A 19,974-nucleotide genomic window follows, 5' to 3' on the forward strand; every position below is an offset into this window, starting at 1 on the left:
TCGGGACTGGCAAATCGGTGGTTCTGCAGGCACTTCAGCGCTACCGGGCACACGGGCACGGGGAACGGCTCGCGCCGTACAGCTCTCCCCGCGCCCGCACGCTCAGCGCATCAGTAGCACTCGTTCTTGCCCTTGCTGACGCTCATCTTGAGGCCGCTGAGCTTGAAGGTGCCGGCCGTGGTGGCCCAGGCACGCTGCTGCACCTTGGTCAGCGTGGCGGTGTCGGCCTCCTGGGCGAAGGAGCCGGGGTCGGCCTTGTCGCCCTTCTTGATACCGGGGCCCTTGGACGTCGAACCCGCCGCAACACCGATGTTGATGTTGTTGAAGGTCGCGTCCGCGTTCAGCTGGTCCAGGTCGATGTAGAGGTTCTTGGCCTCCACCGGGTCCTTGCCGCCGCCGGCCTGGAGCTTCATCGACACGTCGCCGAAGAGCGGGACCGGCACGACGACGGACTGGCACAGGTTGCGGATCTTGGCGGTGCTGAACGCCGAGACCGCCACCGGGACGTTCGTGCCGTTCTTCTGGGCGTCGACCGCGCCGTACTGGACGAAGCCGGTGCCGTCCAGCCGGTCCGTGCTGACCTTGAACTGCTGGCCGGACACGCTGAACGACGCCGCCAGGGCACCCTGCGAGAGGGCGACGCCGATCGCGGCGGTGGCCGCGACACTCGGCACCATGACGACGGCGAACCGCTTCCATCTGGTCCCGCCACGAGTCAGGGACTCCATGACTTTCCTCCTTCTCGGACGTACATCTCCGGTACGCGCCGCCTCCGTTGAAGGCAGCCGTACCTGGGATGGGAGAAGTGCTACGTCCTCGGGAAGGAGAGCGCCCGTCTCGGAGGCACAGCGTGTATCCGAATACCGGCGATCACCCCCGAGCGACAACCACTGGCCACGCTCTCGCGCAACCTCACCGGACAGGCCCCGCCCAAGGGCAGAGACCCCCCTGTCCGCGGTCGGCGCCACTGCCGCCGACCCACTCGGTGGGGACCCAAATACCCCGCGGCGCCGACCGGATGCCGGGCTGCGGGAATGGACCGAGCGTGGCCGATCGTCGTCCATTCCCGCCCGGCGCACAAGGCCCTCGTTACTTGCGGGTAACGGGCCGATAACTACGCCGCGACACACGGAGATCATCCGGGCACCCAGCGTCGTCCCTGATGACGCCCAAACAAGGGGCAATTCTGAGCAGAATCCGGCAAATTGGCCGCCTGCTCTTACTCCAAGTAACAGCGGCCACGTTTACCAAGTTTCGGTAAAGCGTGGCCGCTGCTCCGTTTGCCGGACGTGTGTGCGGGAGTTGCCGCAGGACGGAACCGGACGGGACGGAAATGTGCCGGAAAAGACCCGGCACGAGGGGGAATTCGACGCGGAGCGCCGTCTCCCGGGGGGTGGTGGGCGGGGAACGCGCCGGCTCAGAACAGGACGCGCGCCAGCGCGGTGCGCGCCTTGCTCACCCGCGGGTCGTCCGCGCCGATCACGTCGAACAGCTCCAGCAGCCGCACCCGCGCGGCCTCCCGGTCCTCCCCGGCCGTCCGCTGCACGGCGTCGACCAGCCGGCCGAAGGCGTCCTCGACATGTCCGCCCACCAGGTCCAGGTCCGCGGCCCTGATCTGCGCCTGGACGTCGGCCGGGCGCTCCGCGGCCTCCTTGCGCACCGCCTGCGGGTCCAGGTCCTGCACCCGCTGGAGGAGTTCGGCCTGGGCCAGACCGAGCTTGGCCTCCGGGTTGGTCGGGTCGTCGGAGAGGACGTTCTGGTAGGCGCGGATGGCGCCGCCGAGGTCACCGGCGTCCAGCGCGTCCGCCGCCGTGGTCAGCGCCGCGTCGTACGGGCCGACCGGCGCCGGGGCCGGGGCGTCGGCCTGCTCGGCCGCCGCCGGGTCGACCGGCGCGCCCACGATGCCGAACTGCTGCTCGGCGACCTGCACCAGCTGGTCCAGCACCTGCCGCAGCTGCGCCTCGGGGACCGCGCCCTGGAAGAGCGGGATCGGCTGGCCCGCGACCACCGCGAACACCGCCGGGATGCCCTGCACCCCGAACTGCTGGAACAGCATCTGGTTGCTGTCGACGTCGATCTTGGCGAGGACGAACTTGCCGGCGTACTCCGCCGCGAGGCTCTCCAGCAGCGGACCGAGCTGCTTGCACGGCTGGCACCACTCGGCCCAGAAGTCGATGACGACCGGGACCTCGGTGGAACGCTGCAGGACGTCCTGCTGGAACCCCGCCTCGTCGACGTCGAACACCAGGCGGGTGGCACCGGCCGGCGCCGCGCCCGTGCGGGCGGCCTCGGCGCGGGCCTGCTCGGCCTTCTGCTTCGCTTCGCCGGCCGCCTTCACCGCGGCGAGGTCGACGACTCCACTCATGGACATGTTGCGTGGCTGCATGGGTCCATCCTCCCCCCTGAGCGGCCGGTTCCGGAAAGCGATCCGGAAAGCGGGCCCACGCCCCGCCGGCAGGCCCCGCTGGAGTGCGGTCCGCGCCGGGGATCCGGTGCCCGATGGACGGCCCCGAGGGGCCGCTGTGCGCGGCCATGGGTCCCCACCCACGGCCAGTGGCTGTCGCTCTTTCGCTACAGGTCGTAGCGTAACTCGCGACGCCCCCGCCCGGCACCCGGCTCCCCCCGCCCGCCGGGTGATCTCCCTCACGGACCGCGCCACCGGGCGGGGTCCGGATCGCCTACCGGCCGGTATGGTCGCCGGCATGCACCAGTCCGCCCGCTCCCCGAAAGGCCGCCCGGGCCGCCCCCGCAGCGTCGAGACCGATCACGCGATCCTCGACGCCACCCGCGCCGCGCTCGTGGACGTGGGCTGGGGCGGGCTCACCATGGGCGAGGTCGCCGCCCGCGCCGGGGTCGCCAAGACCACCCTCTACCGCCGCTGGGCCAACAAGAGCGAACTGGTCGTGGACGCCGTGGCGGTCCTCTTCGACGAACTGGAACTCCCCGACCGGGGCTGCCTGCAGTCCGACATCGAGGGCGTGGTGCTCCAGTTCGGCGCGCTGCTGGCCCGGCCCGAGACCAAGACCGCGCTGATGGCGGTGGTCGCCGAATCCACGACCGACGACGCGCTGCGCGAGCGGATCCGCTCGGCGATCGTGGAACGGCAGAAACGGCTGGTGCTGCTGGGCCGTTCCCGGGCGCAGGCGCGCGGCGAACTGCCGCCGGACGCCGGCGGGCCCGAGGGCGAACGGGCCGCGGAGCGCACCGTGGGCCTGATCTTCGACGTGATCGCCGGGGCCGTGGTCCACCGCCTGCTGGTCAGCGCGGAGCCGGTGGACACCGGCTGGGCGCGGCAGTTCACCACGCTGCTGCTGGCCGGCCTGGCCGGGCTGAAGCCGTAGTCACGACCACCGCCGCGGCCCGGCCGGCGTCCACCGGTCCCGCGCCGCCTCACACCTGGTAGCGCTCCGCCCGGAACAGGTGCAGGTGCTCGGCCACCCACTCCGAGGTCCGCGCCAGCCCCTCCTTGAGGGTGACCTCCGGCTGCCACGAAGCCCACTGGCGGGCCCGGGAGTTGTCCGACAGCAGCCGCTCCACCTCGCTGCCCGAGGGCCGCAGCCGCTCGGCGTCCACCACCACCTCGGCGTCCCGCCCGGAGGCCGCGATCAGCGCCTCGGCCAGCGCCCCGATGGTGATCTCCCGGCCGCTGCCGAGGTTGACGACCTGCCCCAGCGCCCGGTCGCAGTCGGCCAGCGCCATGAACCCGGCCGCGGTGTCGGTGACGAACGTGAAGTCCCGGGTCGGGGTCAGCGAACCGAGCTTGATCTGCCGGGCGCCGGAGTGCAGTTGGGCCAGGATCGTCGGGATCACCGCGCGGGCGGACTGCCGGGGCCCGTAGGTGTTGAACGGCCGCACCACCGTCACCGGCAGTTCGAAGGCGTGCCAGTGGGACAGCGCCATCATGTCCGCGCCGATCTTCGAGGCGGAGTACGGCGACTGCGGCTGGAGCGGGTGCTCCTCGCTGATCGGCGCGGTCCGCGCGGTCCCGTACACCTCGCTGGTGGAGGTGTGCACCATCCGCCGCACCCCGTGCCGACGGCACGCCTCGGCGACGTTCTCGGTGCCCACCACGTTGGTCTGCACATACGCGCCGGGCGAGTCATAGCTGTAGGGGATGCCGATCAGCGCGGCCAGGTGGAAGACGGTGTCGCAGCCGGCGACGGCGTCCATCACCCGGCCAGCGTCCCGGACGTCGCCGGCGACCATCTCCACCGGGCCGCCCGGCACCAGGTAGCGGGCCAGGTTCCCCTTCTCCGCGTACGGCTTGTAGTGGACGAAGGCGCGCACCTCGGCGCCGGCCTCCACCAGCAGATCGACCAGCGTCGACCCGATGAACCCCTCGGCCCCGGTGACCAGGACCTTCCGACCGGCCCACGGCCGGGACGCGGTGCTCCGCGTGCTCATGCTGACTCCTTCAGTGTGGTGACGAGGTGGTGGGGGTGGGGATGGCCGGCCAGCGTCAGGGTCCGCGCGGCCAGCAGGTCGGCGGCCCGGGAGTGCGTGCCGGGGTCGGCCGCCGCGCCCATCGCGGCCAGCCGGTCCGGATCGGCCAACAGCGGGGTGACCAGCGCGTCCAGCCGCTCGGCGGTGACCTCCGCGTCGGGCAGCAGCAGTCCCGCCCCGGCGTCGGAAAGCACCCGGGCGTTGTGCGTCTGGTGGTCGCCGGGCGCGTGCGGGTACGGGACGAGGACGGCCGGCATCCCGATCGTGGCCAGTTCGGCGACGGTCGCCGATCCGGCCCGGCACAGCACCAGGTCGGCCGCCGCGTACGCCAGGTCCATCCGGTCCAGGTACGGCACCGCCTCGGCGACCGCCGCCCCGCCGTTCGCTTCCAGGGCGGCCCGGGTGGCGTCCAGCGCCGCCGGCCCGGTCTTGATCAGCAGCCGCAGCCGGTTCCGGCCCAGGTAGCGGGCCGCGAGGCCGACGGCGCCCTCGGTGAGCCGGGCGGCGCCCAGGCTGCCGCCGTTGACCAGCAGCAGCCGCGCCTCCTCCGGGATCCCCAGGGCCGACCGGGCGGCCGACCGCAGCGCCACCCGGTCCAGGCCGGCCAGCGGCCCGGTCAGCGGCATCCCGACCGTCTCGGCCTGCGCACCGCCCGCCAGGTGGGGACGGCTGCGGTCGAAGGCCAGGGCGATGTGCGGGGTGAGCCGGGCGGCGAACTTGTTGGCCCGGCCGGGCACCGCGTTGGACTCGTGGATCAGGCTGGGCAGTCCCGCCATCCGGGCCCCGACGATCACCGGGGCGCTCGGGTAGCCGCCCATCCCGACGGCGACCTGGGCGCCCTGGTCCCGCAGGATCGCCCGGCACTGGGCGCCCGAGCGCAGCAGCGCGGCCGGCAGCAGATAGCGTCTGGCGCCCAGCGCCGGGTCGAAGGGGATCATGTCGACGGTGTGGAGCCGGTAGCCGGCCTGCGGGATCAGCCGCGTCTCCAGGCCGCGGTCGGTCCCCACGAAGGAGATCACCGCGTCCGGCACGGCCCGGCGCAGCGCGTCGGCGAGTGCGATTCCGGGATAGATATGGCCGCCGGTGCCGCCCGCACCGATCACGACCGAGAGTGGTGTGCGCATGGCCGCCACGCTCGTCCGCCGCCTTAAGAACGTTCTAAGACGCCGTTTGGGAGCCTGGAGCCATGACCGCACGCCCCTCCCCCGCGCCCGCCGCCGGCGACTCCCCGCCGCCCGCCGCCCCCAGGATCCTGGTCGTCGACGACGAACCGGAGGTCCGCGCCGCCGTGGCGGACGGCCTCGCCGTCGAGGGCTACGCGGTCCGCGGCGCCGCCGACGGCCTGGCCGCGCTCTCCGAGGTCGCCACCTGGCAGCCGGACGCCCTCGTCCTCGACGTGATGATGCCGGTGCTGGACGGCCTGGCGGTCTGCCGCCGGCTGCGCGCCCTCGACGACCGCACCCCGATCCTGGTCCTGACCGCCCTGGACTCGGTCAGCGAACGGGTCGACGGCCTGGACGCCGGCGCCGACGACTACCTGGTCAAGCCGTTCGCCCTGGACGAGTTGATCGCCCGGGTCCGCGCCCTGCTGCGGCGGGCCGCGGCCTCCGCCGCCGCCGACTCCCGACTGGCCTTCGCCGACCTGGTCGTCGATCCCGCCACCCGCAGCGGCCACCGCGGCGGCCGGCCGCTGGAGTTCAGCCGCACCGAGTACGCGCTGCTGGAGCTGCTGCTCCAGCACCCCGGCCAGGTGCTGCCGCGGGAGACGATCCTGGAGCGGGTCTGGGGCCGGGACTTCGGCCCGGACTCCAACTCCCTGGCCGTCTACATCGGTTATCTGCGCCGCAAGCTGGAGGCCGGCGGCGAGCCGCGGCTGGTGCACACCGTGCACGGCATCGGCTACCGCCTCGACCGGCCGGAGGGCGCGTGAGCGAGCGGAGCGAGCTCATCCTGGGACGGCGCGCGCCGCGCGCATGCGAGGGCGGGCGAAGGGAGCCTTCGGTATGAGTGGCCGGCGCCGCCTGGGCGGCCGCTGGGTCCGCCGTCGACCGCTGCGCACCCGGCTGGCGTTGGCCGCCTCCGCCGCGGTGGCGCTGGTCGCGGTCGGCGTCTGCGCGGCCGCGTTCGTCGTCCTGCGCGTGCAGATGACCCGTCAGCTCGACCTCAACCTGGCGCAGACCGCCACCCAGCTCCTCCAGCGGATGCGCGACTGGGGCCCGACCGCGGGCGACGCCTCCTGCCAGTACCCGGCCGCCGCCTGCGTCCAGATCGTCCCCGCCGACCGGGCCAAGGACGCCCGCGGCCCGTACGTCCTGCCGGTCTCCGCGGCCACCCGCGAGGTGGCCGCCGGCCACCGCACGCCCTACTACACCAACCTCACCGTCGCCTCCCACCCCGTCCGGGTGTTCACCACCCGCGTCCCCCACCGGGACGAGGTGCTCCAGGTGGGCCTGCGCTCCGACACCGTCGAACGCGGGGTGCGGCAGGCGGCCTGGGCGCTGGCCGCGGTCGGCGGCGCGGGCGTGCTGCTCGCCGCCGGCCTCGGCTACTGGGTCTCCCGCACGGGCCTGGCCCCGGTCGCCCGGCTCACCGCCACCGCGGAGCGGATCGCCACCACCCGCGACCCCCGGCACCGCATCGACCTCCCGGCGGGACCGTCCGGCCACGAGGACGAGCTCACCCGGCTCGCCGCCAGCTTCAACACCATGCTCGGCGAACTGGAGCAGTCCGTCACCGCCCAGCGCCGGCTGGTCGCCGACGCCTCCCACGAGCTGCGCACCCCGCTCACCGCGCTCCGCACCAACGCCGAACTCCTGGCCCGCGCCGACCGCCTGACGGATGCTCAGCGGGATCGGGCGGCGGGGGCACTGACCCGCCAGCTCCGCGAGGTCACCACCCTCGTCAACGACCTCATCGAGCTCGCCCGCGACGAGGAGCCCCGGCCGCTGCTCGAACAGGTCCGCCCGGCCACCCTGCTGGACCACGCGGTGGCAGCCGCCCGCGAACACTGGCCGAACGTCGCCTTCACCCTCCACATCGCCCCCGAGGCGGCGGACACCACGCTCCCCGGCGTCCCCGCCCGACTGACCCGGCTGCTGTCCAACCTCCTGGACAACGCCGCCAAGTTCTCCCCGCCCGGCGGCCCGGTGGAGGCCGAACTCACGCCCGTGGCGGGCGAGTTGCACCTCACCGTCCGCGACCACGGCCCCGGGATCGCCGCGGACGACCTGCCGTACGTCTTCGACCGCTTCTACCGCGCCCAGGCCGCCCGGGCCCTGCCCGGCTCGGGCCTGGGCCTGGCCATGGCGCGGCAGATCGCGCGGGCGCACGGCGCCGAGCTCACCGCGGAGCAGGCGCCGGGCGGCGGCGCGCTGTTCCGCCTACGGATGCGGGGCGCGGAGCCCGCCACCGGGGCCGGGTGAGGGGGCGGCACTCCGGCTCCCGATCCCCGGGCGGCGGCGCGGCCGGCCGCCCGGGACCGGCCGCTCCCGTCGCACCGACGGGCCCCAGGTCCCGTCCGACCCTGACCCGTCGGACGGGCCCTAGAAGCCGGCCGGCTCGGTGTACGTCCCCCACTCGTCGCGCAGCGCGCCGCAGATCTCGCCGAGGGTCGCCTCCGCGCGGACGGCGTCCAGCATCGGCCCGATCATGTTGCGGTCGGCGCGGGCGGCGGCCAGCATCTCCTTCAGCGCGGCCTGCACCCGGGCGTCGTCGCGGGCCGCCTTGCGCTCGGCGAGGACCCGCACCTGCTCCCGCTCGACCTCGTGGCTGACCCGCAGGATCTCCAGGTCGCCGGTGACGGAGCCCTCGTGGCAGTTGACGCCGACGACCCTCTTGTCACCCTTCTCCAGGGCCTGCTGGTAGCGGAACGCGGACTCGGCGATCTCGCCGGTGAACCAGCCGTCCTCGATGCCCCGCAGGATGCCGGAGGTGATCGGACCGATCGGGTGCTGCCCGTTCGGCACCGCCCGCGCCCCGCGCTCCGTTATCTGCGCGAAGATCTTCTCGGCGTCCGCCTCGATCCGGTCGGTCAGCGCCTCGATGTACCAGGAACCGCCCAGCGGGTCGGCGACGTTGGCGACGCCGGTCTCCTCCATCAGCACCTGCTGGGTGCGCAGGGCGATCTCCGCGGCCTGCTCACTGGGCAGCGCCAGGGTCTCGTCCAGGGCGTTGGTGTGCAGCGAGTTGGTGCCGCCGAGCACCGCCGCCAGCGCCTCCACCGCGGTGCGGACGACGTTGTTGTACGGCTGCTGGGCGGTGAGCGAGACGCCGGCGGTCTGGGTGTGGAACCGCAGCCACTGCGCCTTCTCGGTGCGGGCGCCGTAGACGTCGCGCATCCAGCGGGCCCAGATCCGGCGCGCGGCGCGGAACTTGGCGATCTCCTCGAAGAAGTCCACATGGGCGTCGAAGAAGAACGACAGGCCGGGCGCGAAGGTGTCGACGTCCAGTCCGCGGGAGAGGCCCAGCTCGACGTAGCCGAAGCCGTCGGCGAGGGTGTAGGCCAGCTCCTGGGCGGCCGTCGCGCCGGCCTCCCGGATGTGGTAGCCGGAGACCGACAGCGGCTTGTAGGCGGGGATGCCGTGCGCGCAGTGCTCCATCAGGTCACCGATCAACCGCAGGTGCGGCTCGGGCTGGAAGAGCCACTCCTTCTGCGCGATGTACTCCTTGAAGATGTCGGTCTGGAGGGTGCCGTTGAGCACCGCCGGATCGACGCCCTGGCGCTCGGCGGCGACCAGGTACATGCAGAAGACCGGCACGGCGGGCCCGCTGATCGTCATGGACGTCGTGACGTCGCCGAGCGGGATGTCCTCGAACAGGACCTCCATGTCGGCCGCCGAGTCGATGGCGACACCGCAGTGCCCGACCTCGCCGAGCGAGCGCGGGTCGTCGGAGTCCCGCCCCATCAGCGTCGGCATGTCGAACGCCACCGAGAGGCCACCGCCGCCGGCCTTGAGGATCATCTTGTAGCGCTCGTTGGTCTGCTGGGCGTTGCCGAAGCCGGCGAACTGGCGGATCGTCCATGTCCGACCGCGGTAGCCGGTCGGGTACAGGCCGCGCGTGAAGGGGTACTCCCCCGGCCATCCGATCCGCTCGAACCCCTCGACCGAGTCGCCGGGGCGCGGCCCGTACGCCGGCTCGACGGGGTCGCCGGAGAGCGTGGTGAAGTCGGCGTCGCGCTTCCGGGCGGTGTCGTACCGGGCCTGCCAGCGGCGGCGGCCCTCTTCGATCGCGTCAGCGTCCATGCCAATGAATTTACTAGGACGTCCTACTATCTGTCGATGGGAATCGGCCCCGAACCCTCCCCGACACCCGCCGGGGCGGCCCCCTAGGGGACGCGCATTCCCCCACCGGGGGGCTGCCCGGCACCCGCGCGGCGGAAACGCCGTGGACGACACGGCCCCGGACAGCACAAACGCGCCCCTCCCGCAACGGGAGAGGCGCGGCGCGTGCGACCGGAGAGGCGCGGGCCCTACGGCCCGGCCGCCGCCGTCAGACCTTGACCGGCTCCGGCTCGGCCTTCGCCAGCAGCGGCGTGACCTCGCGGACCACGTTGCGCTCCACGAAGAACGCGGCGGTCGGGATCGTCCCGGAGATCAGCACCCACAGCAGCTTGCCGAACGGCCAGCGCGCCTTCGAGCCGAGGTCGAAGGCGAAGATCAGGTAGATGATGTAGAGCACGCCGTGGACCTGCGCGACGACGAGGGTCAGGTCCTTGCCGATCCCGAAGCCGTACTTGAAAACCATGCAGGCGCACAGGACGAGCAACATGACGGCGGTCACATAGGCCATGACCCGGTAGCGGGTCAGCACGCTCTTTCTCATGACGACGAGCGTAACCGCTCACCGAAACCCCGCGTCGGCGGGGAGGACGCAATCACCCGGTACCGAGTGAGCACTCTGGACGGACCACCCCCGCGTACGCAGGGCACAAGCGCGCCGACCCGCAGAGACACTACCCCGCAGGCTCGGCCCGGTCCTCGAAATCCTTGGCCGCCACCCGCAGCGGACGCAGCAGCGCGAAGATCTCCGCGCACTCCTCGGCGTCGTACGCCCATAGCCCGAAGTCCATCGCCATCAGGTCGCGGGTGGCCGCGTCGCACACCTCGCGGCCCTTGTCCGTGATGGACGCCAGGGTGCCCCGGCCGTCGTTCGGGTTGGGCCGCTTGGCGACCAGGCCCGACTTCACCAGCCGGTCCACCGTGTTGGTCACCGAGGTGGGGTGCACCATCAGACGCTCGCCGATCTTCGACATCGGCAGCTCGCCCGCCTTGGAGAACGTCAGCAGCACCAGCGCCTCGTAGCGCGCGAAGGTCAGTCCGTACGGCTTGACCACCGCGTCCACCTCGGACAGCAGGATCTGCTGGGCCCGCATGATCGAGGTGATCGCGGCCATGGAGGGCACGGAGCCCCATCGCTGCTTCCAGAGTTCGTCGGCGCGAGCGATGGGGTCAAAGGCAAGGCTGAGCGGCTTCGGCACGCTTCCGACCCTACCCGGCGGTCATATGCTGGTCAGCCCTGTCTCAACTTTCGGTCTCAGGGAGTGGCCGGTATCGGCCCGCCGGACCGCGCCGTCCGCGCCCCGGAGCGCCGTACCTCGGCGATCACCGCCAGCACGGCCGCGACCCCCAGCACCCCCGCCGCCGGCATCACCACCGGCAGCGGCGCGTACTCGGCGGCCACCCCGGCCAGCCCCATCGCCAGCCCCATGATCGTCATCCGGCCCGCCTGCATCACGGTCATCGCCTGCCCCAGCAACTCCTCGGGGACCGCGGCGACGAACCACCGGTCCACGCCGAAGTTGTACGAGATGCCGGTGCCGGTCAGCACCAGCAGCACCAGGGCCCAGCCCAGCGACGGCCGGGCGGCGAACCCGAGGGAGGGCAGCACCGCGAACACCCCCATGGGGAAGGTCAGCCGCGTCCGGGCACGCGGCCCCAGGAGCGTCCCCACCAGGGTCTCGGCGACCACCGCCCCGACCGGCATCCCGCACATCAGGAGCCCCTGCCCGGCCGGGCCCACCCCCAGCAGGTCCCCGTACGGGACGAGCAGCGCCTCCGGGACGACCACCAGCGCCGGCGGCACCCAGGTGAGCAGCAGCAGCGCCCGGATCGGCCGGTCGGCCAGCAGTCGCCGGGTGCCGGCCCACGAGGCGCCCAGCAGGGCGCCACCGGCCCTCCCCGCCGTCACCCGGCCTCCGCGGGCCGGGCGGGCGGCGGTCCCCAGCCGCAGCAGCAGCGCCGAGGCGGTGAACGTCGCCGCGGTGATGCCGAGCACCGCGCCCGGTGTGACGGCGGCCAGCAGCAGTCCCCCGGCGGCGAACCCGGCCAACTGCGCGCCCTGGTTGACGATCCGGATCAGCGAGCGCCCCAGGACGAACGGCTCGCCCTCGCCGAGGATGTCGCCGAGCGTCCCGGCCCGGGTGCCGGCGAAGACCGGCGCGACCGCCGCGATCGCGCAGCGCAACCCGAGCAGGACGACCACCGGCGTCCCGGGCAGCACCATCGCCGCGGCGGCCAGCGCACACACCGCGTCGCAGACGACCAGCACCCGCCGGGCCGGGTAGCGGTCGGCGACGGCCGACAGCAGGGTCCCGCCAAGGAGGTACGGCAGCAGGCCGAGCGCGAAGGTCAGCGCGCTGAACAGCGGCGAGTCGGTGAGCCGGTAGACGAGGACGGAGAGCGCGATCTCGCAGACCACCACGCCCAGGGAGGAGAGCAGATGGGCGGCGAAGACGAAGCGGAATTCGGGGACGGCGAAGACGGCGCGGTAGCCCGTGCCGGTCGGCCCGGCGGCGTCCGGGGCGGGCGGACCGCCAGGGCCGGAGGCTGGCGGGCAGGCGGGAGCGGGGCCCCGTCGTGCGGGCCCGGAAGGCGTCGGCATGGAGTCAGGCTGCCGACGCCGCCGGACGGACCGTAGTCTTTCGGCTCCAGCCGAAAGTCGGTGAGGGGAGGGCCCGGCGGTGCCGCTGGAGCTGCATTTCGGCGCGGACGACCTGCTGCGGATCCGGTTCGCGATCTCGCCGCTGTGCGAGACCCATGAGGCGCTGCGGACCCTGCGGCGCACCGACCGGCACGGCTACCACCTGCCGTGGCTGCGGCGGATGCGGGAGCGGGTGGCGGGGCTGGACCTGTCGCCGGTGTGGCTGTTCATGCCGTCGTCGCCGCCCGGTTACACCCCCGATTTCCTGGGCCGGCCGCCGGAGGTGCCGCTGGCGGACTTCGCCGCGGAGCTGGCACGCCTACGGGCCACCGATCCGGCGCTGGCCCGCGCCGAGATGGCCAAGTCGCTGGCCTGTACGCCGGGGGCGGCACGGTCGCCGCGCGGCCGGGCGGCGCTGGCCGACCCGGCGCGGGCGGTGCAGGAGCTGGCGGACGTCACCGAACGGGCCTGGGAGGCCCTGGTGGCCCCCGACTGGCCCCGGCTGCGGACGCTGCTGGAGGCCGAAATCACCTATCGCTCGCACCAGTTGGCGAGCGGTGGGCTGCGCCTCCTGTTCACCGATCTGCACCCGCGGCTGTCCTGGTCGGACGACGGCACGCTGACCGTCCGCACCCGCACGGACTTCGCGCAGATGCAGGACCTGGACGGGCGGGGGGTGCTGCTGCTGCCGAGCGTGTTCGTGTGGCCGGACGTGATCAGCGGTTTCGACCCGCCGTGGCAGCCGACGGTGATCTACCCGGCGCGCGGCATCGGCGGGCTGTGGCAGGAGCCGGCCGGCGGCCCGGCGCTGGCCCGCCTGCTGGGCGCCAACCGGGCCGCGGTGCTGACCGCGCTGGACGCGCCGGCGACGACCTCGGCGCTGGCGCACCGGCTGGGGCTGGCCGTCTCGTCGGTCTCGGCGCACCTGTCCGTGCTGCGCGACGCCGGGCTGCTGACCTCGCGCCGGCACGGTCACCAGGTGCGCTACGAGCGGACGCCGCTGGGCATCGCCCTGATGGCCGGCGGCTGACGGTCGGGCCCGTCAGGAGCCCTGTTCGTCCCCGGCCAGATAGCGCTCGACGGTCTCCACCTTCGAGGTGAGGCCGTCGGTGACGCCCGGCCGGATGTCGGCCTTGAGCACCAGCGAGACCCGCCCGGCGCGCGCCTCGACGGCGGCCACCGCGCGCTTGACGACGTCCATGACCTCGTCCCACTCGCCCTCGACGGAGGTGAACATCGCATCGGTGCGGTTGGGCAGGCCGGACTCGCGGACGACCCGGACGGCGTCGGCGACGTACTCGCCGACGTCCTCGCCGACGCCCAGCGGGCTCACGGAGAAGGCGACGATCATGCGTTGACCGTACCTTCCCGGCGGGCGCGGGCGGCGATCACACCGGCCTCCTCCTCGCGCTTGAGCACCTTGTCCGCGTACAGGCCGCCGAACGGCAGGACCGCGAGGACGAAGAAGAACGCGACCCGCTTGAAGGGCCACTTGGTGCGGTTCCAGGCGTCCAGGAGCAGCACCAGGAAGATGGTGAACAGGATGCCGTGCAGCAGGCCGAGGGGCATGACGAGCTTGTCGTAGCCCAGGAAGATCCGGAAGCCCGTGCCGAATATCAGCAGCGCCGGGAAGGAGAGCGCCTCCGGGATGGATGCCAGGCGCAGGCGGTGCAGGGCGGCGGCGGTCTTGATGTCCACGGGAACCTCGTTCGGGCGGAGGGGGAGGCGGGCGTCACATTGCTTGTGCAAGAGTTCACAAGCGTCCGCCCCATTGTTACAGCCGCTCCGGCGATCACTGCGCCCGGGGCGGTCGGGCGCACACGGACCGCTGCCCGCGGGCGAGCGGGGCGCGGACGGGGTCGATCCGGGCGGGCTCCGGGAAAGGTCGGGGCCGACTCCGGGACAAAGGCCCTGTCCTGCCCGCCCCGCGCCCACTACCGTCTGCCCCGTGGCTCAGTTTCGGCTCCAAGGGAGCAAGGTGCTCGCCGTCGACCTCGCGGGCGACGCCGTCAAGGCGAAGAACGGCGCGATGGTCGCCTACGACGGCCGGATGACCTTCAAGAAGATGACCGGCGGCGGCGAGGGGCTGCGCGGCATGGTCACCCGGCGGCTGACGGGTGAGCAGATGACCGTGATGGAGGTGAAGGGCCAGGGCACCTGCTATTTCGCCGACCGCGCCAGCGAGATCAACCTGGTCCGCCTCCAGGGCGAGAAGCTGTTCGTGGAGGCCAGCAACCTGCTGTGCACCGAGGCGGCGCTGCACACCGGCACGACGTTCACGGGGCTGCGCGGCGCCTCGCAGGGCAACGGCCTGTTCACCACCACCGTGGAGGGCCACGGGCAGGCCGCGCTCACCTCCGACGGCCCGGCCGTGGTGCTCCGGGTCACCAAGCAGTACCCCCTCCAGGTCGACCCGGGCGCGTACATCGCGCACACCGGCCACCTGAAGCAGCACTTCCAGTCCGGAGTGAACTTCCGCACGTTCCTCGGCGAGGGCTCCGGCGAGGCGTTCCAGATCCGCTTCGAGGGCGAGGGGCTGGTCTATGTGCAGCCCAGCGAGCGCAACACCGTGGGAGGTGAGGTCTGATGCCGTTCACGGCCCTCAACTCCCGCATGGTGGAAGCCAGGATCGTCCCCGGGCAGCGGCTGTTCAGCCAGCGCGGCGCGATGCTCGCCTACCGCGGCGAGGTCACCTTCACCCCCAACATCCAGGGCGGCCAGGGCGGCCTCGGCTCCATGATCGGCCGCCGGATCGCCGGCGAGGCCACGCCCCTGATGACCGTCGAGGTCGCCCAAGGTCCGCACGGTCGGGGAGGCACCCCCACCGCCACGGTGATGTTCGGGTACGGCGGCCACCACGTCCAGGTCGTCGACCTGACCGGCGACACGCTCTATGTGGAGGCCGACCGCCTGCTGGCCTTCGACGGTTCCCTGTCCCAGGGCACGATGTTCATGGGCGCGCAGGGCGGGGTGATGGGCATGGTACGCGGACAGGTCACCGGCCAGGGCCTGTTCACCACCACCCTGCAGGGCCACGGTTCGGTCGCGGTGATGGCCCACGGCGGCGTCATCGAGCTGCCGATCACCCCCGAGCGCCCGGTCCACGTCGACCCGCAGGCGTATGTCGCGCACCGCGGCGACGTCCGCAACCGCCTGTCCACCGCCATCGGTTGGCGCGAGATGATCGGCCGCGGCTCGGGCGAGGCGTTCCAACTGGAGCTGTCCGGCCGGGGCACCGTCTACGTACAGGCGTCGGAGGAGAAGCTGTGACCGGTCCCGTCGTCCACGACGTCCACTCGTTGCCCTCCGACGACAACGTCAATCCGTATGCCTTCAGCGTCGACCTCGACGGCCAGTGGTTCCTGCAGAAGGGGAAGATGATCGCCTACTACGGGCAGATCGACTTCCACGGCATCGGACACGGCCGCCTGGACCGCCTGATCGCCGGAAGTTTCCATTCGCCACTGCACGCCGCGGACTGGGTGGTCGCCGAGGGGCGGGGCAAGATGCTCCTCGCTGACCGGTCGTTCGACATCAATTCCTATGATCTGGATGAGGGCAACCTCACTATTCGCTCCGGCAACGTGCTCGCCTTTCAGCCATCTCTGTCGCTGAAGCAATCGATCATCCCGGGCTTCCTCACGCTCATCGGCACGGGCACGTTCGTGGCCGCCTCCAACGGTCCCGTGGTGTTCGTCGAGCCCCCGATCCGGGTGGACCCGCAGGCCCTCGTCGGCTGGGCCGACTGCCCCTCCCCCTGCCACCACTACGACCATCAGTACCTGCGGGGATTCCTGGGCGGCCTGCGCGCCCACACCGGCATCGGCGGCGCCTCCGGCGAGGAGCACCAGTTCGAGTTCACCGGCGCCGGCACGGTTCTGCTGCAGTCCACGGAGCAGTTGATGCCGGAGCGGGCGACCGGTGCGCTGCCGGCGGAGGAGGGTGTGCCGGGCGGCGGCGCGCCGACTGCGGAAAGTGGCTCACAACTGCCGCAGCCGCCCGGCGGCCTCGGGGGGCTTCAGCGCCGCTTCGGGCTGTGAACGGTAGTCTGCGGACGGTGACCTCGAACGTCTGATCAACCGCGGGCCCCGGCCGACTTCCGCAATGTCACACGCCACAACTAAATGTCACACGCCACAACTAATTTACTATTCAACTTTCACGGGTAGAATTCATCCATGACGACCGACAGCGACACTCCCTGGCTGACCGACCAGGAGCAGCGTGCCTGGCGCACCCATCTGGACGTCAGCAGACTGCTGATGCACCAACTGGAACGCGATCTCCAGCCGTTCGGCCTGACCAACAACGACTACGAGATCCTGGTCAACCTCTCCGAGGCCGAGGACCACCGGCTGCGGATGAGCGACCTGGCCGCCAGCACGCTGCAGTCCAAGAGCCGCCTCTCGCACCAGATCACCCGCATGGAGAACGCCGGCCTGGTGCGCCGCGAAAGCTGCGAGTCGGACCGTCGTGGACTCTACGCCGTCCTCACCGAAGAAGGCTGGGAGACGATGCGCCGGGTCGCCCCGCACCACGTCGCCTCGGTCCGCCGCCACTTCATCGACCTCTTCGCCGCCGAGGACCTGGAGTCCTTCCGCTCCTCCCTCGCCCCGGTGGCGGAACACCTGCGCAAGCACCGCGGCAACCCCTGACGCCGACCACCGGGGCGCCACCGGGGCCGCGGACGGGCCCCGGCACCGCCAGGGCCCGGCGGCACGGGAGGCCACCGCGGCCCCGACGCCCGAAGGCTCACGAACCAGCCGTCTGGGCCCCGTTCGTCAGCCCCTCCACCAGTTCGTCCGCCGCCCGATAGGGATCGGTGTCGCCGGCGACGATGCGCTCGGCCAGCGCGTCCAGGTGGCGGTCGCCGGACAGGTCGCCGATCCGGGAGCGCAGCGCGGTGACGGCGATCGTCTCGACCTCGCGGGCCGCCCGCGCCAGCCGTCGCCGCGCCAGCACGCCCCGCTCCTCCATCCAGGCCCGGTGCTTCTCCAGGGCCTCGACGACCTCGTCGATGCCCTCCGCGCGCGCCGCCACCGTCTTGACGATCGGGGGCCGCCAGTCACCGGGCGCCCGGGACTCGCCCAGGCCCAGCATGTGGTTCAGCTCGCGCGCGGTGGCGTCGGCGCCGTCCCGGTCGGCCTTGTTGACGACGTAGACGTCGCCGATCTCCAGGATCCCGGCCTTGGCGGCCTGGATGCCGTCGCCCATCCCGGGGGCCAGCAGCACCACGCTGGTGTCGGCCTGGGAGGCGATCTCGACCTCCGACTGGCCGACGCCCACGGTCTCCACCAGGATCACGTCGCAGCCGGCGGCGTCCAGCACCCGGATCGCCTGCGGGGCGGCCCAGGCCAGCCCGCCGAGATGGCCGCGGGTGGCCATCGAGCGGATGTAGACGCCGGGGTCGGAGGCGTGCTCGCTCATCCGGACCCGGTCGCCGAGCAGCGCGCCACCGGAGAACGGCGAGGACGGGTCGACGGCGAGCACGCCGACCCGTTTGCCGGCCTTGCGGTAGGCGGTGACCAGCGCGGACGTCGTGGTGGACTTGCCGACGCCGGGCGACCCGGTGAGTCCGACCACGTACGCGCCGCCGGTCAGCGGCGCCAGTGTCGCCATCACCTCGCGCAGCTCCGGCGCCGCTCCCTCGACGAGGGAGATCAGCCGGGCCACCGCCCTCGGGCGGCCCTGCCGGGCCTGTTCCACCAGCTGGGGGACGTCCACCATCGCGCTCGGCTCCTTCGACCTCGACTCACTGGCTGGTACGCGCTGCTCCCGCGCCGCGCGCCGGCACCCGGCCGGCGCGCGGGCCCGTCACTTGCCCGGTACGCGGAGGATCAGCGCGTCGCCCTGGCCGCCGCCCCCGCACAGGGCCGCGGCACCGATGCCGCCGCCGCGCCGCCGCAGCTCCAGCGCGAGATGCAGCACGATACGGGCGCCGGACATGCCGATGGGGTGCCCCAGCGCGATGGCACCACCGTTGACATTCACCTTTTCCGGGGAGACCCCGAGGTCCTTCATTGACTGCACGGCGACCGCCGCGAACGCCTCGTTGATCTCGATCAGGTCAAGATCTTCGACGCCGAGGCCGTCCTTGGCGAGCGCGTGGTTGATGGCGTTGGACGGCTGCGACTGGAGGGAGTTGTCCGGGCCGGCGACATTGCCGTGCGCGCCGATCTCGGCGATCCACTCCAGGCCCAGCTCCTCGGCCTTGGCCTTGCTCATGACGACCACGGCGGCGGCGCCGTCGGAGATCTGCGAGGACGTGCCCGCGGTGATCGTGCCGTCCTTGGCGAAGGCCGGCCGCAGCTTGCCGAGGCTCTCCGCGGTGGTCTCGGCGCGGATGCCCTCGTCCTTGCTGAAGAGCACCGGCTCGCCCTTGCGCTGCGGGATCTCCACGGGGGTGATCTCCGCCTCGAACAGGCCGTTCTTCTGGGCGGCCGCGGCCCGCTGGTGGGAGCGCGCGGCGATCTCGTCCTGCTCGGCGCGGCCGATACCCAGACGGGTGTTGTGCTTCTCGGTCGACTCACCCATCGCGATGCCCTCGAAGGCGTCGGTGAGGCCGTCGTGCGCCATCGCGTCGAGCATCTCCACCGCGCCGTACTTGAAGCCCTCGCGGGACTTCGGCAGCAGGTGCGGGGCGTTGGTCATGGACTCCTGGCCGCCGGCGACGACGACGTCGAACTCGCCCGCGCGGATGAGCTGGTCGGCCAGGGCGATGGCGTCCAGGCCGGAGAGGCAGACCTTGTTGACGGTCAGCGCGGGGACGTTCATCGGGATGCCGGCCTTGACCGCGGCCTGACGCGCCGGGATCTGCCCCGCCCCGGCCTGCAGGACCTGGCCCATGATCACGTACTGCACCTGGTCGCCGCCGATACCCGCGCGGTCCAGCGCCGCCTTGATGGCCACTCCGCCCAGGTCGGCCCCGGAGAAGGTGCGCAGTGAACCGAGGAGCCGGCCCATGGGCGTGCGGGCGCCGGCCACGATGACCGAGGTGGTGCCGTTCGTTGCAGACATACGATGCGGCCTTCCTTTGCAGGGAAGTTAACGAGGGTTCCCGTCAATGTACTGAGGGGTAGTCGCCGGGTCACCGGCAAGCGGGTGTGATCGCGCGCACGTTGCGTAACCAGCCGTGCGGGCGGTGCACTGGAGCCATGCTGACGCGAATCGACCACATCGGGATCGCCTGTTCCGACCTCGACAGGACCGTCGAGTTCTACCGTGCCACGTATGGCTTCGAGGTGTTCCACACCGAGGTCAACGAGGAGCAGGGGGTCCGCGAGGCCATGCTCAAGATCAACGAGACGTCGGACGGCGGCGCCTCGTATCTGCAGCTGCTGGAGCCGACCCGGGAGGATTCCGCGGTGGGCAAGTGGCTGGCCAAGAACGGCGAGGGCGTGCACCACATCGCCTTCGGCACGGCGGACGTCGACGAGGACTCCGAAGCCATCCGCGGCAAGGGCGTCCGGGTGCTCTACGACGAACCGCGGCGGGGTTCGATGGGGTCGCGGATCACCTTCCTGCACCCCAAGGACTGCCACGGTGTGCTGACCGAACTCGTCACCGCCGCGCCCCCGGACGCGACTGACCACTGACCTTCCGCTTCCCCGG

At 72.4% G+C, this 19,974-nt stretch carries 21 protein-coding genes; 9 read left to right on the forward strand and 12 right to left on the reverse strand.

The genetic code is table 11. From position 1 onward, the window contains the following. Nucleotides 1-110 precede the first annotated feature (110 nt). A complete protein-coding gene (locus tag SNOUR_RS13825; protein ID WP_067346853.1) occupies nt 111-728 on the reverse strand; it encodes a DUF6230 family protein in 618 nt (205 codons plus the stop codon). Between the two features lie 689 nt (nt 729-1,417). Beyond that, the gene (locus tag SNOUR_RS13830; protein WP_067346855.1) at nt 1,418-2,386 is read right to left on the reverse strand and encodes a tetratricopeptide repeat protein; all 969 of its coding nucleotides are present in this window, start codon (nt 2,384-2,386) and stop codon (nt 1,418-1,420) included. Nucleotides 2,387-2,702: 316 nt separating this feature from the next. Between SNOUR_RS13830 and SNOUR_RS13835 the strand changes: the two genes are divergently transcribed. Continuing rightward, the gene (locus SNOUR_RS13835) at nt 2,703-3,341 is read left to right on the forward strand and encodes a TetR/AcrR family transcriptional regulator (RefSeq protein ID WP_229921322.1); all 639 of its coding nucleotides are present in this window, start codon (nt 2,703-2,705) and stop codon (nt 3,339-3,341) included. Nucleotides 3,342-3,390: 49 nt separating this feature from the next. Here SNOUR_RS13835 and SNOUR_RS13840 read toward each other — a convergent pair whose 3' ends face one another. Then, entirely contained in the window at nt 3,391-4,404 is a 1,014-nt protein-coding gene (locus tag SNOUR_RS13840) for a GDP-mannose 4,6-dehydratase (RefSeq protein WP_067346859.1), read from the reverse strand. Then, nucleotides 4,401-5,567, reverse strand: a complete 1,167-nt coding sequence (locus SNOUR_RS13845; RefSeq protein ID WP_067346861.1) for a UDP-N-acetylglucosamine--N-acetylmuramyl-(pentapeptide) pyrophosphoryl-undecaprenol N-acetylglucosamine transferase — start codon at nt 5,565-5,567, stop codon at nt 4,401-4,403. The genes SNOUR_RS13840 and SNOUR_RS13845 overlap by 4 nt, the downstream gene beginning before the upstream one ends. A 62-nt stretch (nt 5,568-5,629) precedes the next feature. On the opposite strand from SNOUR_RS13845, the gene SNOUR_RS13850 reads away from it, so the two are divergent. Both SNOUR_RS13850 and SNOUR_RS13855 read left to right on the forward strand, forming a co-directional pair. Beyond that, nucleotides 5,630-6,373, forward strand: coding sequence for a response regulator transcription factor (locus tag SNOUR_RS13850; RefSeq protein WP_067346862.1), 744 nt, complete (start codon nt 5,630-5,632; stop codon nt 6,371-6,373). 73 nt (nt 6,374-6,446) lie between these two features. Beyond that, a complete protein-coding gene (locus tag SNOUR_RS13855; RefSeq protein WP_067346864.1) occupies nt 6,447-7,865 on the forward strand; it encodes a HAMP domain-containing sensor histidine kinase in 1,419 nt (472 codons plus the stop codon). A gap of 120 nt (nt 7,866-7,985) precedes the next feature. Here SNOUR_RS13855 and icmA read toward each other — a convergent pair whose 3' ends face one another. The 4 genes from icmA to SNOUR_RS13875 all read right to left on the reverse strand — a co-directional run bounded on the left by icmA (nt 7,986) and on the right by SNOUR_RS13875 (nt 12,324). Further along, complete coding sequence (gene icmA / locus SNOUR_RS13860; RefSeq protein WP_067346866.1) at nt 7,986-9,686, reverse strand: coenzyme B12-dependent isobutyryl-CoA mutase large subunit; 1,701 nt, start codon at nt 9,684-9,686, stop codon at nt 7,986-7,988. Nucleotides 9,687-9,933: 247 nt separating this feature from the next. Then, a complete protein-coding gene (locus SNOUR_RS13865; protein ID WP_079142620.1) occupies nt 9,934-10,266 on the reverse strand; it encodes a DUF3817 domain-containing protein in 333 nt (110 codons plus the stop codon). Nucleotides 10,267-10,396: 130 nt separating this feature from the next. Continuing rightward, complete coding sequence (locus tag SNOUR_RS13870) at nt 10,397-10,921, reverse strand: MarR family winged helix-turn-helix transcriptional regulator (RefSeq protein ID WP_067346870.1); 525 nt, start codon at nt 10,919-10,921, stop codon at nt 10,397-10,399. Between the two features lie 56 nt (nt 10,922-10,977). Beyond that, nucleotides 10,978-12,324 carry an MFS transporter gene (locus SNOUR_RS13875; protein ID WP_067346872.1) on the reverse strand — a complete coding sequence of 449 codons (1,347 nt, stop codon included), beginning with the start codon at nt 12,322-12,324 and terminating at the stop codon, nt 10,978-10,980. Nucleotides 12,325-12,403: 79 nt separating this feature from the next. On the opposite strand from SNOUR_RS13875, the gene SNOUR_RS13880 reads away from it, so the two are divergent. Further along, on the forward strand, nt 12,404-13,393 hold the full coding sequence (locus SNOUR_RS13880) for an ArsR/SmtB family transcription factor (protein WP_067346873.1): 990 nt from the start codon (nt 12,404-12,406) through the stop codon (nt 13,391-13,393). A gap of 12 nt (nt 13,394-13,405) precedes the next feature. Here SNOUR_RS13880 and SNOUR_RS13885 read toward each other — a convergent pair whose 3' ends face one another. Together SNOUR_RS13885 and SNOUR_RS13890 are read right to left on the reverse strand one after the other, a co-directional pair. Beyond that, nucleotides 13,406-13,714 carry an MTH1187 family thiamine-binding protein gene (locus SNOUR_RS13885; protein ID WP_067346875.1) on the reverse strand — a complete coding sequence of 103 codons (309 nt, stop codon included), beginning with the start codon at nt 13,712-13,714 and terminating at the stop codon, nt 13,406-13,408. Further along, nucleotides 13,711-14,061 (reverse strand): DUF3817 domain-containing protein, encoded by a 351-nt coding sequence (locus SNOUR_RS13890; RefSeq protein WP_067346876.1) that lies wholly within the window; start codon nt 14,059-14,061, stop codon nt 13,711-13,713. Before SNOUR_RS13890 ends, SNOUR_RS13885 begins: the two co-directional genes overlap by 4 nt. 250 nt (nt 14,062-14,311) lie before the next feature. Here SNOUR_RS13890 and SNOUR_RS13895 point away from each other — a divergent pair, with 250 nt between their 5' ends. The 4 genes from SNOUR_RS13895 (at nt 14,312) to SNOUR_RS13910 (ending at nt 17,018) form a co-directional block, all read left to right on the forward strand. Beyond that, complete coding sequence (locus tag SNOUR_RS13895; RefSeq protein ID WP_039632717.1) at nt 14,312-14,950, forward strand: AIM24 family protein; 639 nt, start codon at nt 14,312-14,314, stop codon at nt 14,948-14,950. Next, entirely contained in the window at nt 14,950-15,633 is a 684-nt protein-coding gene (locus SNOUR_RS13900) for an AIM24 family protein (protein WP_067346878.1), read from the forward strand. Before SNOUR_RS13895 ends, SNOUR_RS13900 begins: the two co-directional genes overlap by 1 nt. Beyond that, complete coding sequence (locus tag SNOUR_RS13905; RefSeq protein ID WP_067346880.1) at nt 15,630-16,403, forward strand: AIM24 family protein; 774 nt, start codon at nt 15,630-15,632, stop codon at nt 16,401-16,403. The genes SNOUR_RS13900 and SNOUR_RS13905 overlap by 4 nt, the downstream gene beginning before the upstream one ends. A 138-nt stretch (nt 16,404-16,541) precedes the next feature. Next, on the forward strand, nt 16,542-17,018 hold the full coding sequence (locus SNOUR_RS13910) for a MarR family winged helix-turn-helix transcriptional regulator (protein ID WP_039632723.1): 477 nt from the start codon (nt 16,542-16,544) through the stop codon (nt 17,016-17,018). Between the two features lie 97 nt (nt 17,019-17,115). On the opposite strand, the gene meaB is transcribed toward SNOUR_RS13910, so the two are convergent. Next, nucleotides 17,116-18,090, reverse strand: coding sequence for a methylmalonyl Co-A mutase-associated GTPase MeaB (gene meaB, locus SNOUR_RS13915; RefSeq protein ID WP_067346881.1), 975 nt, complete (start codon nt 18,088-18,090; stop codon nt 17,116-17,118). A gap of 87 nt (nt 18,091-18,177) precedes the next feature. After that, a complete protein-coding gene (locus SNOUR_RS13920) occupies nt 18,178-19,380 on the reverse strand; it encodes an acetyl-CoA C-acetyltransferase (RefSeq protein WP_067346883.1) in 1,203 nt (400 codons plus the stop codon). Nucleotides 19,381-19,517: 137 nt separating this feature from the next. Between SNOUR_RS13920 and mce the strand changes: the two genes are divergently transcribed. Further along, on the forward strand, nt 19,518-19,958 hold the full coding sequence (mce, locus tag SNOUR_RS13925; RefSeq protein WP_067346884.1) for a methylmalonyl-CoA epimerase: 441 nt from the start codon (nt 19,518-19,520) through the stop codon (nt 19,956-19,958). Nucleotides 19,959-19,974: the final 16 nt, after the last annotated feature.

This window comes from Streptomyces noursei ATCC 11455 (genome assembly GCF_001704275.1).
Lineage (GTDB): Bacteria > Actinomycetota > Actinomycetes > Streptomycetales > Streptomycetaceae > Streptomyces > Streptomyces noursei.